This window comes from Aerococcus urinae (genome assembly GCF_001543175.1).
Classification (GTDB): domain Bacteria; phylum Bacillota; class Bacilli; order Lactobacillales; family Aerococcaceae; genus Aerococcus; species Aerococcus urinae.
The window spans coordinates 1,740,370-1,753,881 of sequence record NZ_CP014161.1 but is presented as its reverse complement, the minus strand read 5'-3'; the positions used below and the strand labels follow the sequence as shown (position 1 = coordinate 1,753,881).

At 36.2% G+C, this 13,512-nt stretch carries 17 protein-coding genes; 15 read left to right on the top strand and 2 right to left on the bottom strand.

Going from position 1 to position 13,512, the window contains the following annotated elements; genetic code table 11:
• Positions 1-365 precede the first annotated feature (365 nt).
• Genes AWM73_RS08005 through AWM73_RS07980 form a run of 6 tightly spaced genes read left to right on the top strand, consistent with a single transcriptional unit; the run spans position 366 to position 4,209 of the window.
• Positions 366-1,052 (top strand): ribulose-phosphate 3-epimerase, encoded by a 687-nt coding sequence (locus AWM73_RS08005; protein WP_060778851.1) that lies wholly within the window; start codon positions 366-368, stop codon positions 1,050-1,052.
• A 1-nt stretch (position 1,053) separates the two neighbouring features.
• Positions 1,054-1,611: a 6-phospho-3-hexuloisomerase gene (gene hxlB / locus AWM73_RS08000; RefSeq protein WP_060778850.1), complete on the top strand. Its 558-nt coding sequence runs from the start codon at positions 1,054-1,056 to the stop codon at positions 1,609-1,611.
• 15 nt (positions 1,612-1,626) lie between these two features.
• Positions 1,627-2,040: a PTS sugar transporter subunit IIA gene (locus AWM73_RS07995; protein WP_060778849.1), complete on the top strand. Its 414-nt coding sequence runs from the start codon at positions 1,627-1,629 to the stop codon at positions 2,038-2,040.
• The gene (locus AWM73_RS07990) at positions 2,037-2,522 is read left to right on the top strand and encodes a PTS system mannose/fructose/N-acetylgalactosamine-transporter subunit IIB (protein ID WP_060778848.1); all 486 of its coding nucleotides are present in this window, start codon (positions 2,037-2,039) and stop codon (positions 2,520-2,522) included. Before AWM73_RS07995 ends, AWM73_RS07990 begins: the two co-directional genes overlap by 4 nt.
• 12 nt (positions 2,523-2,534) lie before the next feature.
• On the top strand, positions 2,535-3,356 hold the full coding sequence (locus tag AWM73_RS07985; RefSeq protein WP_060778847.1) for a PTS mannose/fructose/sorbose transporter subunit IIC: 822 nt from the start codon (positions 2,535-2,537) through the stop codon (positions 3,354-3,356).
• A gap of 16 nt (positions 3,357-3,372) precedes the next feature.
• A complete protein-coding gene (locus AWM73_RS07980) occupies positions 3,373-4,209 on the top strand; it encodes a PTS system mannose/fructose/sorbose family transporter subunit IID (protein WP_255204076.1) in 837 nt (278 codons plus the stop codon).
• Between the two features lie 171 nt (positions 4,210-4,380).
• Here AWM73_RS07980 and AWM73_RS07975 read toward each other — a convergent pair whose 3' ends face one another.
• Positions 4,381-5,319, bottom strand: a complete 939-nt coding sequence (locus tag AWM73_RS07975; protein WP_060778845.1) for a sugar-binding transcriptional regulator — start codon at positions 5,317-5,319, stop codon at positions 4,381-4,383.
• A 151-nt stretch (positions 5,320-5,470) separates the two neighbouring features.
• Between AWM73_RS07975 and AWM73_RS07970 the strand changes: the two genes are divergently transcribed.
• From AWM73_RS07970 to AWM73_RS07955, 4 genes are read left to right on the top strand one after another with little or no spacing between them, the layout of a single operon-like run.
• Positions 5,471-6,316 carry a class II fructose-bisphosphate aldolase gene (locus AWM73_RS07970; protein WP_060778844.1) on the top strand — a complete coding sequence of 282 codons (846 nt, stop codon included), beginning with the start codon at positions 5,471-5,473 and terminating at the stop codon, positions 6,314-6,316.
• A gap of 3 nt (positions 6,317-6,319) precedes the next feature.
• Positions 6,320-7,006 (top strand): triose-phosphate isomerase, encoded by a 687-nt coding sequence (locus AWM73_RS07965; protein ID WP_060778843.1) that lies wholly within the window; start codon positions 6,320-6,322, stop codon positions 7,004-7,006.
• A 14-nt stretch (positions 7,007-7,020) separates the two neighbouring features.
• Entirely contained in the window at positions 7,021-7,542 is a 522-nt protein-coding gene (locus tag AWM73_RS07960; protein ID WP_060778842.1) for a YjbQ family protein, read from the top strand.
• A 5-nt stretch (positions 7,543-7,547) separates the two neighbouring features.
• Positions 7,548-8,282 carry an SDR family NAD(P)-dependent oxidoreductase gene (locus AWM73_RS07955; RefSeq protein WP_060778841.1) on the top strand — a complete coding sequence of 245 codons (735 nt, stop codon included), beginning with the start codon at positions 7,548-7,550 and terminating at the stop codon, positions 8,280-8,282.
• Between the two features lie 49 nt (positions 8,283-8,331).
• On the opposite strand, the gene AWM73_RS07950 is transcribed toward AWM73_RS07955, so the two are convergent.
• Positions 8,332-9,264, bottom strand: a complete 933-nt coding sequence (locus AWM73_RS07950; protein ID WP_060778840.1) for a sugar-binding transcriptional regulator — start codon at positions 9,262-9,264, stop codon at positions 8,332-8,334.
• A gap of 152 nt (positions 9,265-9,416) precedes the next feature.
• On the opposite strand from AWM73_RS07950, the gene AWM73_RS07945 reads away from it, so the two are divergent.
• The 5 genes from AWM73_RS07945 (at position 9,417) to AWM73_RS07925 (ending at position 13,382) form a co-directional block, all read left to right on the top strand.
• The gene (locus AWM73_RS07945) at positions 9,417-10,310 is read left to right on the top strand and encodes an aldo/keto reductase (protein ID WP_060779095.1); all 894 of its coding nucleotides are present in this window, start codon (positions 9,417-9,419) and stop codon (positions 10,308-10,310) included.
• Between the two features lie 21 nt (positions 10,311-10,331).
• Positions 10,332-10,997, top strand: a complete 666-nt coding sequence (gene deoC, locus AWM73_RS07940) for a deoxyribose-phosphate aldolase (protein WP_174519260.1) — start codon at positions 10,332-10,334, stop codon at positions 10,995-10,997.
• Positions 10,998-11,333: 336 nt separating this feature from the next.
• Positions 11,334-11,786 carry a PTS sugar transporter subunit IIA gene (locus AWM73_RS07935; RefSeq protein WP_060778838.1) on the top strand — a complete coding sequence of 151 codons (453 nt, stop codon included), beginning with the start codon at positions 11,334-11,336 and terminating at the stop codon, positions 11,784-11,786.
• Positions 11,787-11,797: 11 nt separating this feature from the next.
• Positions 11,798-12,082 (top strand): PTS sugar transporter subunit IIB, encoded by a 285-nt coding sequence (locus tag AWM73_RS07930; RefSeq protein WP_060778837.1) that lies wholly within the window; start codon positions 11,798-11,800, stop codon positions 12,080-12,082.
• A gap of 31 nt (positions 12,083-12,113) precedes the next feature.
• Positions 12,114-13,382: a PTS galactitol transporter subunit IIC gene (locus AWM73_RS07925; protein ID WP_060778836.1), complete on the top strand. Its 1,269-nt coding sequence runs from the start codon at positions 12,114-12,116 to the stop codon at positions 13,380-13,382.
• The last annotated feature ends 130 nt before the right edge of the window (positions 13,383-13,512 follow it).

Below are 13,512 nucleotides of genomic sequence, written 5' to 3'. Positions count from 1 at the left end.
ATTTTAGTTTTAATTATTTGTTAAAAGTGCTGATACTTTATTAAGACTATTATAATGAATTTTAGTCGAAGTGTCAGTAATACATACGAAGAGTCATTTTTTCAAGATAAAATATTTTTTAATTTGCAATATATTTGTCGTAAATTTGCTTAAAGTCTCTAAAAATTTAACTTTTAAGGCGTATTATTCTAATAAATTGCATAAAATTGCAATATTTTTGCGGAAAAATGCGATAAATCTATTGACTATGGTATTGTTTGCGCTTACAATTTGGATATAGAGTCAAACGTTTTCTAGTAAACAATAATTAATAAAATAGGCGGTAAGTAGATTGAAATATAGCTTTATTTGTGAGGAGAAGTACAATGTCAGATATAATTTTAAGTCCATCTATTATGTGCGCTGATTTGGTGAACCTTGAGAGAGATATAAAATTAATAGAAGATTTAGGGTTTGAGAACATACATGTGGATATTATCGATGGGAAATTTAGTCCGAGTATGCCACTTGGATTAGAGACAATATACAGGATGAGAGAGATAACAAATTTAAAATTTAATTTTCATATTATGTCTGAAAATAATTTATTTTTTATACAAGAAGCTTTGAATATTGGAGCTTATAACATTACTTTTCATATTGAAACTAGCATACATGTTCAGAAATATATTGATTTAATAAAATCAAAAAATGTTCAGGTGGGAATTGCCTTAAATCCTGCAACATCTTTAAATACACTTGAATATTTGTATGGTCAAGTCGATAACATCACAATTATGGCTATAAATCCAGGTTTTGCTGGAGATTCAAATGAAAGGCCTATTTCATATGCAATGGGAAAAATTAAAAATCTCGCAAAAATTAGAGATAAATATAATTATAAATTTAATATTCAAGTTGACGGTCGTGTGTCGATTGAGAGAATAGCTAAGTTAGTTCAATGTGGAGCGGACAATTTAGTATTAGGTAGCACCAGTTTGTTTCGAAAAGGGTTATCCCTAGAAGAGAACAAAGTGGCTATTTTAGAAGAAATTAAGAAAGGTGTGAAATAAAGTGGGTATCGATAAAGCTTCTAAGGCTATTATTAAAGAGATTTCTAACACTTTTTCTTTAATTAATGGGGACGAAGTAGAGCAACTAATAGATCTTATTAAGAAAGCTGATAAGGTATTTTTTATAGGGGTAGGGAGAGTACTACTTTCGTTAGAGGCTGTAGCTAAACGTTGGTCACATTTAGGGATAAACTGTGTGGTTGTAGGTGAAATAACGGAACCAGCAATTACTGATAAAGACTTATTAATCGTGGGATCTGGAAGTGGCGAAAGTTTAATTCCTGTTGAGATAGCTAAAAAGGCTAAAATTTATAAGGCTAAGGTCGTGCATATTGGATCTAATATAAATAGTACAATATCTTCTTTAAGCGATTTGATTGTTCGCATACCAGTGAGATCGAAATTGAATCTATCAGATGAAATAGTATCTATTCAGCCTATGACATCGTTGTTTGAACAATGCTTATATATTTTAGGAGATGCCATTTCGCTTATGTTAGTAGAAGAGGAAAATATAGATATAGAATCCTTATGGGAATACCATGCAAATTTAGAGTAAAAGAGGAGGATTCGAATGGTAAAAATTATAATTATATGTCACGGCAATTTAGCACAAGAATTTAAAAGTTCCTTGAAAATGATTGTTGGAGATTCATCAGATATCTATCCTATATCTTTTAAAGAAGATGAAGGCACTGATGATTTATTAAATAAGATAGAAAACACAATTAAGTTTAATAAGTTAAATTCAGTTATTATTTTTGCAGATATTTACGGAGGCTCTCCTTTTAATGCTGCTATTCGTTATGCCATAAGTGATAAAAATGTTGAAGTAATTGCGGGAGTAAACTTACCTATACTAATTGACACATATTTATCTAGAGATACAGATCTTATAAATTTAATAGATAAAATACAGGCGAGTTCTCAAGAATTCATAAAATATTTTAACAAGAACAGTTTATTTGCGGAGGATGACGACCTATGATTATTAAGTTAGCAAGGATAGATGATCGGTTTATTCATGGCCAATTTTTAACCAGGTGGATAAACACAATTCCAGCAGAAAGAATTATTGTTGTTAGTGATGAGGTAGCAAAAGATCCAATACGTAAAAAATTAGTTTTATCTGTTGCTCCTTCCAATTTTAAAACTAGTGCTGTTAGCGTTGAAAAGATGCTTAGAGCTTACAATTCTCCAAAATATACAGATACATCAGTTATTCTGTTGTTTGAAAAACCGAAAGATATTGTATATCTGATCGAAGGAGGAATGGATATTTCTGAAGTTAACGTAGGGGGTATGAGATTTGAAGCAGGAAATAAGCAAGTTACGAAATCGGTAAATGTTAGTGATGATGATATTGAAATGTTTCTTAAGTTAAATGATATGGGAGTTGCTCTTGAAATGAGACAATTACCTAGCGATAGTAAAGTTGATTTTATTTCTTTGGTTAAGGAATTAAGTTAGGAGTGACTATTTATGACCTCTATTCAAATGATATTACTCATTATTCTATCCGGAATAGTTGGTATGGGAGCGATAGTTGATGAGTCTCAAATCCATAGACCGTTGGTAGTTTGTACTTTAGTTGGGTTAATATTAGGAGATTTGAAAACAGGCTTACTTCTTGGTGGTAGTTTAGAAATGATGTCACTAGGTTGGATGAATGTAGGCCTAGCTATGGCCCCAGATACAGCTATTGCTTCCATGATTTCCTCTATACTTGTTATACAGACAGGAAACGGAATTGGAGAAGGTATAGCAATTGCAGTTCCTCTAGCTGCTGCTGGTCAAGCTTTAACTATATTTGTAAGAACAATTACAACATTTTTTAGTCACCAAGCAGATAAGTATGCTTTAGACGGGAATACCAGAGGTATTGATGCAATGTTTTACATTGGGCTTTTCCTACAAGCACTCCGTGTTTTACTTCCAACTGCTTTAATCTTGTTAATTGATATTGAAGCAGTAAATCAACTATTAACATCAATACCTACTTTTATAACAGAAGGTCTAACCATTGGTGGTGGTATGGTTATGGTTGTGGGTTATGCAATGATTATTAATATGATGGACGTTCCGTATTTAAAACCTTTCTTTTATATAGGTTTTATATTAGCAGCATTTTCTGAAATTAACTTAGTCGGATACGGTATATTAGGTGCATGTTTGGCTGCAGTTTTCGTTTACTTGAAGTACAATCCGTCTAGTAATCATCAATTGATTACTGAAAGTAATGATAATAATTATATTCCAGGAGATTTGGATGATGACTTAGACGATGACCTAGATATTGATTAGATAGGAGATGGCTAGTGTGGAACAAAATAACGGTAATCCGATTATAACTAAAAAAGAAAAAAGGAAAATGTTTATAAGAGCAAATGTTTATAATGGTGCTTTTAATTTTGAAAGGGGGCAAAATTTAGGAGTAGCCTATGTAATGAACCCAGTTATTGATAAGTTATATAAGGATAAAGATAAAAAGATTGAAGCTCTACAGAGGCATTTAGAATGGTATAATAATCATCCTTGGCTATCAGGTATTGTATTTGGTATTACAGCAGCTAAGGAAGAAAAGAAGGCCCAAAGTGACAATCTAGAAGGGTCAAGCATAATAGCTATGAAAATAGGGTTAATGGGCCCACTAGCTGGTATAGGGGACCCTTTGTTCTGGGGAACTTTAAGACCTGTATTAGCATCAATTGGTGCAAGTCTAGCGATGGTTGGTAACATATTTGGGCCGATATTATTCTTTGTAGGAATCAATATAATCAGATTAGCAACTATACATTATGGCATGGAATTTGGCTATGCTCGAGGGGCTGATATTGTTGATGATTTAACCGGTAGCCAGATTAATAAAATTACTGAAGCAGCTCAAATTGTAGGTTTATTTGTAATGGGAGCATTAGTTAATACATGGACCAATATTAATATTCCTATAGTAGCTACAAAAATTATTGATTCTAATGGCATTGAAACTATCCAGACTGTTCAAGATGTTTTAGACAGTATTCTACCCGGTATGCTTGCTTTAGGACTTACCTTAATTGTTTCATGGTTATTAAAAAAGGGTGTTAACCCTTTGTTAATTATTGTATCAATTTTTGTAATAGGAATTATTGGCAGATATTTTAATTTGTTAGGCTAATAATAACTATATTGTCTTAATGATAAGTTATATAAAATATTCCAAACTCTATATTGTAACTACTAAAATACATCACCACTAGAAAATAGATCAGCCTTTAAGAGTTGAAAAGTAAATGCTACTAACACTCTTAGAGGCTTTTTAATATAAATATTATATATTTTAATTCCTTCACTCTCCTACCAATAACTTCCCAATCTCACTGTCAATAATGATATCACTAACAATCCCTGGGTGAGAGAGTAAGGCTTTAATACTTGGGGCTTTGACTTGTCCAGTGGCGAGTATAACAACTTGAGGAATATGTTTTAAATCGTCAATAGTCAATCCTATCATACGGTTGGAGAATTCAGTGTCCACCTCTTTTCCTTCTTTATCAAAGAAGGAGGCTAGGATATCCCCAACGGCGCCAGATTCTTTTATCATTTCGGCTTCTTCATCAGTCAAATAGCCGAGATTGCGGTAGCAAATGGGGTCAGTAGGGTTACCAATTCCTATGACGGCTACATCAACCGTCTTGGCCTTCTCTTTGACATTTTTAACTAATTCAGATGAGTTGAAAGCTTGATAAATGGCAGTGTTTTCAGCGATTGCTGGTGCATAAAAATAGGAAACTTCACTTTGATATTTTTCTGCTAATTGAAAAGCCAAGTGATTGGAATGGTATTTGACATCGTTGATACCGATGCCACCGATTAAAGGAATAATTTCCTTAACGGCTGAATCCATATAGTTACTTGCTTGCACATATTCGTAAATCGTTGTCCCCCAACCGATTCCTATCGACCTGTATTTTTTGATATTGCTTTGAATGAATTCACTACATTGATAGCCGACTTCCTGCTTATCCTCATTATTATTCCCGCTAGTGGGAATAATAATGACATTGTTTAGTTCATACTTCTCTTTAATTGCTTTAGTCAGTTCGGCATAGGAATTACTGTTGTGTTGAATAGAAATTCGAACAATACCTCGTTCTTTGGCTTCTTTTAAAAATTTTGCCACGGTTGGTCGAGATATCCCTAATTGATTAGCGATTTCAGTTTGAGTTTTATCATCTTTATAATACAAAATAGCTGCTTGAATAATTAAATCGTTGCGGTCGTACATTTTGCTGACCCTTTCTAATGATAATTTCTTTATTAACTATTTTATCATTCGTAAAAGAGTTTATCAAAAGTAAAATTTCACTTGACTTCCATCTTGTAAAACGCTTACAATACAGATAAGAAGAGATTTAATAGAAAAGGAGTTAAACACTATGAAGGTTGATTCAAAAGAACTATTACTTGATGCTAAGAAAAGGGGATACGCCATTCCTGCGCCTGATTATATTGACCTAGATTCAGCTCGTGCTTATGTTGAGGTGGCGGAAGAACGTGGGTTACCCGTTATTTTATCTTATGCTCAAAAACACGTTGATATTATGTCCTTAGAAGAAGCAGCTTTAGTCGGTAACTTCTTAGCAGAGAAGGCCAGTGTTCCCGTGGTGCTCCACTTGGACCATGGCTTTGATAAGGACTTTATTTTTAAAGCCATTGATTTAGGCTTTTCTGCAGCTATGATTGACGCTTCGGAAGCGAGTTTTGAAGACAATGTCAAAATTACTAAAGAAGTGGTTGACTATGCCCATAAATACAATGTCCCCGTAGAAGCTGAATTGGGTCACGTAGGCGCCAATGACTTGTCAGAAGCCCGGGCCTTAACCGATTCTGTTTACACCGAAGCCAAGGATGTGGTTCGTTTTGTTGAGGCAACAGGCGTTGATTCCTTAGCAGTCTCCATTGGTACTGCTCATGGTGTTTATTCCGGAACGCCGGAAATCAACTTCGACCGCTTAGAGGAAATCAACCAAGCCACCGATATTCCTCTAGTTTTACATGGTGGCTCTTCCTCAGGAGATGAAAACCTGAAAAAATGTGCCCAAAAAGGCGTTGCGAAGATCAATGTCTACACAGACTTCATTGTGGCGGCTTATGAAGCCATTCAAAAGGAAAAACCTGAAGGCTATGTGGAACTGAAAAAGACCGCTGACCAAGGGATGAGAGCAGTGCTTGATCACTACTATGATGTCTTTGAAACCGAGCGTTATAAGGAAGGAAAATAAGCCATGTCTAAAGTACAAGTAAAGTCGCCATTTTTCATTTTTAACCCGAAATCATTCTTATACGGCGAGGAACTTTTAGAACTTGCTAAAGTAGCTGACCAAGAAGCCGAAAAACACCCAGGAATTTCAGTTTTTCTGACTTGCCCTTATGCGGATCTAGCGGCAGTTGCTCAAGCTACCGACCATATTATTGTCTCCGCTCAACACCTGGACGGCATTGAACCAGGTAGGGGGATGGGCAAAGTCCTCCCTGAGTCATTACAAGCTGCCGGTGCTCGAGCGACTTTCTTAAATCACGCTGAAAATCCTATGACCATTGCTGAGATTGTCCAAGCCATCCAAAGGGCCGATGACTTAGATATCATTACCATTGTTTGTGCGGATTCCATGAAGGAAGCCCAGGCTTTGGCGACCTTGCATCCTGACATTATTCTCTGTGAACCGACTGAACTTATTGGGACTGGCCAAACTTCTGATGCTTCCTATATCGAATCAACTAACGAAGCGATAAAAGCTATTGATGACAATATCTTAGTCATGCAAGCGGCTGGGATTTCGACCGCGAATGATGTTAGCCGCACCATTGAAATGGGAGCAGACGGTACTGGCTGTACCAGTGGGATTACTAAGGCCGACAATCCCAAACAAATGTTAAAAGATATGATTGAAGCTGCTGCCAAAGCAAAATAGAAAGGAAGGATATCATGACAGTCTATAAAGAAACCATTAAAGTCCAATCCACTGGAGGGCAACCAACCTATGTTAACATTAGTGCCCAAGTTCGCGAAGCTATTGAAAACAGTGGCGTTCAAAATGGCATTTGTGCAGTGATTTCGCCCCACACCACTTGTTCAGTCTTCTATGAAGAGTATGCCCATGATATGACTGAAGACGGGATTGAGTCTCTACAGGCTGACTTAAATAATGTCTTAGAGAAGATTATTCCTTACCATACCAGTGCCGATACTTATATTTATCCGGGTGAGGAACATTATAAGGCAGTTGCAGAATGGCCAAATGTAAAAGACTATCTGCCTAATAATTCACCATCAGACTTATGGAATGGTGACGCTCACTTAAAAGCAACTCTGATTGGTTCCAGCCAAGTTTTTGACGTGGATGAAGGCAAATTAGGGGTAGGTTCTACGGGGCATATCTATTTTGCGGATTTTGACTGTGCTAGACCGCGCGAGAGAAAATGTGTGATTAAAGTGATGGGTGACTAAGTCTTATGCATGAAGAAGTCGTTGTTGTGACAGGAGGATCAAAAGGGATTGGTCGAGCCATCCTTGAAAAATTTAACCAAGCCGGCTATCTGACCGTTAACCTAGATTTAGATGCTGAAGCTGGAAATGAATTAGCTGAAAAATTATCACAGCAAGCCCCCAGTCAGTTCATAAAAACGGATGTTTCTGACTATGACCAAGTGCTTGAGGCGCGTAATCGAATTATTGATTCATTTCATCGATTGGATTTCCTAATTATCAACGCTGGGATTACTTATCGACATAGTCTCAAAGAGATTAGCGTGAGTGAATGGGACCGAGTAATTTCGGTCAATCTCAGTAGTAGTTTCTACCTCATTAAGGCTTGCTACGATGATTTAGTTAAAAATAAGGGAAAAGTTGTGGTGATTTCATCAGGCTCAGGTATCACTGGGACTGGTGGCGGTGGGCACTACGCTGCTTCAAAAGCAGGGCAAATGGGCTTTGTTCGAACCCTGGCTAAGGAATTAGGTCCGCAAGGGGTTAATGTGAATAGTGTGGCACCACGTGTTATTGAATCAGATATCTTAGACCAACTCTATCCAGACGAAGCCAGCCGCCAAGAGCTCTTAGAAAAAATACCGATTCGACGTTTTGGAAAAGGTGAAGATATTGCAAATTTAACCTTTTTCTTAACCCAAGAAGAAAGTTCTTATATTCATGGGCAAATCTTATTAGCTGATGGTGGTAGAACCTTTTAGGGGAAAATAAAAAAATGACTTTATGGCCGAGTAACCATAAAGTCATTTTTTATATATTATTCATTATAAAACGAGCAGTATCAATATCGATAATTAATTCATTAATATAATCACTTTTGATAGCAGAGAGGATGCTATTGTGTTTCTTTCTTCCGCCAGCGACACAAATTTTCCGTGGAATTTGAATAAAGTCTTGGGCTGAAATACTGATACGTCTTTCTTCTAATTCTGGTAAAACCTCCTGACCATTTTTATTAAGGAAGATAATCGAAGCGATATCACAGGCAGCTTCACTTGTTTGGATAAGAGAAAGTTCATCCTCAGACAGGTAGCCAGTTGAACGGATAGTTGTTTCTTCATCATTAGGATTACCGATACTAAATAAGGCGATATCTGCCTTACTGGTTTTATGAATTGTCGAGATAACATTCGGATCGTTGAGATACATATTTGCTGCATTTTTTGTTTGAGCAAAAGCTGGAGCAAGTATTGTTGTCGATTTTGCTAGGTAATTTTCTGCTAATTGGTTGGCGATTGAGTTGGAGTGCATGTTAAAGTTTTGGTCACCATGACCGCCAATTAAAGGGGTGAAGGTAGATCTTTTATTTAAATTACCATAGCTATATTTGGTTAATTCTTTTAAAGTTTTACCCCAACCGACGGCAATAATCTCTTTTTCTTCAAGAATAGTATTTAAATAATTACCAGCAATTTTAGCTAAACTTGCTCTAACATCGTGGTCATGAATATCAGTAATCATGACATTTTCTAAATGAAAATGTTCTTTAATGACTTTTTCGAGATGTTCATAGGAGGGGGAATCATTAACCGTTACGGTGACGATTCCGGCATCCCGAGCCTGTTGCAACATCCGTGATACTTTAATTCTAGAGATATCCAATTCTTCGGCAATTTCATTTTGGGTCATATTATGGTAGTAATACATTTTAGAAACCGCAATCAAATCTTTCTTACTGTTCATTTGTTCAACTCCCCTTACAATTTATGATTTTAATTGACAGCGCTTAAAAAGACAAGTATAATTTGTTTGAAGTAACAAATGTAATTTTTAATGAACATATGATCTTATTTGGTCAGGTTAAAAGTGAACAAATGATCGATGGAGGGAGAGCCTTGGAGAAAGTCAGTTTAACACCGGATGTTTCCTTATCACGGATTGCTTTAGGTTTTTGGCGCTTAGCGGATGAGAAACTTTCGAAGTCCTACTTTTTAAAGTTTATCGAAGAAGTTATAGACCTAGGGATTACGACCATGGACCATGCAGATAGCTATGGACGCTATACTGAAGAAGCAATCTTTGGCGATTTTTTAAAGGGTAGAAAAGACTTAAAACAAAGGATGGAATTTGTTTCTAAGGTCAGTCTCGTTTATCCTGGGAAACATGCTAGAGTAAAATATTATGACAATAGTAAGGACTACATTATTAAGCAAGTTGAGAGAAGCTTAAAGAAATTGGATATTGACCAGCTCGATGTCTTGCTATTACATCGTCCTGATTGGCTGCAAGATCCTGAAGAAGTCGCCCTCGCATTTGACCAACTATATAATGAAGGAAAAGTAAAAAGTTTTGGCGTTTCGAATTATTTGCCTTCACAGTATCGGGCGCTAGAGAGCTATTTAAATCAGTCTTTAGTGACTAATCAAATTCAATGTTCTGCTATTGATTATGAAAATTTTGAGAATGGAACGATTGACCTATGTATGGAGAAAAGAATTCACCCGATGATCTGGTCACCCTTATCAGGTGGGGAATTATTTACCAGTCAAGAAGAGAATATTAAGAAGGTTCGCTCGGTGATGGAAGAGATTGCTGAAGAAATTGGAGCAGAATCAATTGCTGAAGTGGCCTATGCCTGGCTATTAAGACATCCAAGCAAGATGATTCCTATTGTGGGTTCTTATCGCATTGATTATGTGAAACCTGCTGTTAAAGCATTAGATTATCAACTGACTAATGAACAATGGTATATGATTTGGACAGCTTATAAGGGTCATAAGGTCCCTTAAGTAAGAAAGGAAAGTATAAAAATGAAACAAGAAGAATTTGTAAAATATATTGATCACTCCCTCCTCAAGCCTGAGTTAACACGTGAAGATTACATTGAGGGCTTAAACTATGCCAAAGAACTGGGAGTAGCTTCTGTATGTATCAACCCTCATCGCTTAGATTTAGCTCGCGAGATTTTAGATGATAGTGATGTCGTTATCGGAACGGTCATTGGCTTTCCTTCAGGAGCTCACACCACGAGAAGTAAAGTCTTTGAAGCCATTGAAGCTTATGCTAATGGTGCTAGAGAACTTGACATGGTGATTGACGTTGGTGCCTTAAAGGACGGCGATTATGATCGAGTAAGAGAAGATATAAAAAGCGTTGTTGAAGCAACTCCTGCTTGTGTTAAGGTTATCCTTGAAAACGCCTATCTCACTGATGAAGAAATTGCCAAAGGATCTAAGTTAGTTGAAGAGGCTGGTGCTGCTTTTGTTAAAACGTCGACAGGCTTTGCAGCTTCAGGATCAAAAGTAGAAGACCTTAAACTAATGAGACAAAGTGTTTCTGACGAGGTAAAAGTCAAAGCGGCAGGAGGTCTATCGACTTACGAGGACTGTCTAGCAGCTATTGAAGCAGGGGCGGACCGAGTAGGTATCAGTCGTACGAAAAAAATACTTGAACAAATGAACAGTTCGAACGAATAAAACTGAATAAATATTTCGCAAAAAGCACATCGTAAAAAACAAACGATGTGCTTTATTTTTTTGCTATAATATATAAGTAGTAAAGGCTTTCACAAAATCGAGCTGTGAAAAAAATTCACCTTTTAGTTTTGAAGTGATTTTTTATCTATAGCTGATTCCTTTAATGACAGGGATAGGGGAGAATATTTTATTATTTCTTTAAATTTGTTTGACAACGCTTTCAAAATAATTTATCATACTCAGTGAAGTTAATACATGAAAGTGTTTCACTGAACAAGGAATTTGTCTTTGAATCATCATGTAGTGCTAAAAAAACAGTGAAAGGAGTTTTATAAATTGGAAATTACCGAAACCATTCGAAAAGATATGGTCTTCTTAAACCAAGATATCGCTTCAAGTGATGAACTTTTCGAGTTTATAGGTGAAAAAGCGCAAGAGCATGGTCTTGTTAAAGACAGCTATGTTCAGGCCTTAAAAGATAGAGAGGCACAATTTCCAACTGGTTTACAGTTAGAAAAGGTGGGCGTAGCTATTCCACACGCAGATGCGGAACACTTGAATGAAGAATTTATTGCTTTAGTTACTTTAGATTCGCCAGTGGAATTTCATTCAATGGAGGATCCAAGCAAAACGGTTGCTGCAGATATTGTTTTCGCTTTAGGACTAACTAAGTCTGAAGATCAGTTAGAAACTCTACAGACAATTGTTCAAATTATCCAAGATGACAATAAAATTAGTAACTTGCTTGAAGCAAAAGATGTTGATGAAGCATTAAATGCATTGAAATAGGAGGATTTTAAATGGCTAAGAAAAAAGTTTTAGTAGCATGTGGCGCAGGTATTGCAACTTCTACAGTGGTAACTACACGTGTTGAAAATTTATTAAAAGAAAATAATATTGCTGCTGATGTAGAACAAATTAAAATTTCTGAAGCAAAAGGAAAACAAGAGGGAGCAGACTTATTAGTATCAACAACTGCTTTACCAACTAAATACGATATTCCTTCAATTGTTGCTACTGGATACATTTCAGGTATCGGTAAAGACAAAATTGACCAACAAATTTTGGATGTCTTAAAAGACTAATAAAATATTATAGAAAGTAAGGGGGGGCATCATGGATTCATTCTTAGATGTGGTTCAATATATCCTTGGTCTGGGACCAACAGTTATTATTCCTATTGCTATATTTTTAATTGCTTTACTATTTAAAGTTAAAGTGGGTAAAGCTTTTGTATCAGCGTTAACAATTGGTGTTGGATTTACGGGTGTTAACCTGGTTACTGGCTTATTGTCAGACTCATTAGGGCCTGCAACTCAAGCTATGGTTGAGCGTTTTGGTTTCTCTTTAACAGTTATTGATATTGGGTGGCCAGCAACTGCTTCAGGTGCGTTTGCATCGTCTGTTGCACCAGCTATGATTATTTTAGCTCTAGCAGTTAACTTCGTTATGTTAGGTACGCGTTTAACCGACACCCTAAATATCGATATTTGGAACTTCCACCACTTTATTGTTGTGGCTGCTCTATCACAAATCATTACTGGTAACTTCATCTTCTCACTGGCTATGGGTGTTTTGATGGAAATTGCCTGCTTGAAATTTGCGGATTACTTCGCTCCAATGATTCAAGAGTACTATGGTTTAGAAGGTATCTCTTTAACCACTGGATCTTCCATTGGTTACGGTATGCTTGGTATTCCAATTGGTTGGGTAGTAAGCAAGATTCCTGGACTTAAAAATGTTGAAATGGATGCTGAAAAGATCCAAGAAAAATTCGGTATTTTTGGGCAACCAATTATTATGGGTTTAGTAATCGGATTCATTATTGGTCTATTAGCTGGCTATGATATTGGTAAAGCTTTCCAATTAGGTGTTTCCATGTCAGCCGTTATGGTGCTTATGCCACGTATGGTTAAGATCTTAATGGAAGGGTTAACCCCAATTTCAGAAGCCGCCCAAGGATTTGCTGATAAATACTTCTCTGGACGCCAAATTAATATCGGATTAGATGCTGCTCTAGCAATCGGTAATCCTGAAAATATGTCAGTTGGTTTATTATTAGTTCCTATTACATTATTAATTGCAGTTATTTTACCTGGTAATAAAGTGTTACCATTCGGTGACTTAGCAACTATTCCATTTTATGTATGTTATATTACCGCATCTAGAAAAGGTAACATCCTACACTCATTAATTACTGGTACTATTGTAATTGGTTGTGGTTTATACTTTGCAACATCAATGGCTGGTCCTCATACAGAGCTTTTACAAGGTCTTGATGCAACTGCAAATATTACCCAACAAATGGCATCGTTAGATACTGGTGGTAACTTCCTCAAATGGATCTTTGTAGAAATTTCAAGATTATTTGCTGGTGCTTTCTAGGAGATAAAGTAGGCAATTACTAGTTACTGATGTTAATAATGCGTATTCATTAGTGACTGGATATTTCAATTATTCAGTCACTATTTTTTTAGAAATGATTACTAGTAGAATAAATATTAGGAAGAGGAAA

Coding starts and splice junctions, on each gene's coding strand:
- AWM73_RS08005 (WP_060778851.1), top strand. CDS start 366: ATGTCAGATATAATTTTAAGTCCATCTATTATGTGCGCTGATTTGGTG.
- AWM73_RS07995 (WP_060778849.1), top strand. CDS start 1,627: ATGGTAAAAATTATAATTATATGTCACGGCAATTTAGCACAAGAATTT.
- AWM73_RS07990 (WP_060778848.1), top strand. CDS start 2,037: ATGATTATTAAGTTAGCAAGGATAGATGATCGGTTTATTCATGGCCAA.
- AWM73_RS07985 (WP_060778847.1), top strand. CDS start 2,535: ATGACCTCTATTCAAATGATATTACTCATTATTCTATCCGGAATAGTT.
- AWM73_RS07975 (WP_060778845.1), bottom strand. CDS start 5,319: ATGTACGACCGCAACGATTTAATTATTCAAGCAGCTATTTTGTATTAT.
- AWM73_RS07970 (WP_060778844.1), top strand. CDS start 5,471: ATGAAGGTTGATTCAAAAGAACTATTACTTGATGCTAAGAAAAGGGGA.
- AWM73_RS07965 (WP_060778843.1), top strand. CDS start 6,320: ATGTCTAAAGTACAAGTAAAGTCGCCATTTTTCATTTTTAACCCGAAA.
- AWM73_RS07960 (WP_060778842.1), top strand. CDS start 7,021: ATGACAGTCTATAAAGAAACCATTAAAGTCCAATCCACTGGAGGGCAA.
- AWM73_RS07955 (WP_060778841.1), top strand. CDS start 7,548: ATGCATGAAGAAGTCGTTGTTGTGACAGGAGGATCAAAAGGGATTGGT.
- AWM73_RS07950 (WP_060778840.1), bottom strand. CDS start 9,264: ATGAACAGTAAGAAAGATTTGATTGCGGTTTCTAAAATGTATTACTAC.
- deoC (WP_174519260.1), top strand. CDS start 10,332: ATGAAACAAGAAGAATTTGTAAAATATATTGATCACTCCCTCCTCAAG.
- AWM73_RS07930 (WP_060778837.1), top strand. CDS start 11,798: ATGGCTAAGAAAAAAGTTTTAGTAGCATGTGGCGCAGGTATTGCAACT.
- AWM73_RS07925 (WP_060778836.1), top strand. CDS start 12,114: ATGGATTCATTCTTAGATGTGGTTCAATATATCCTTGGTCTGGGACCA.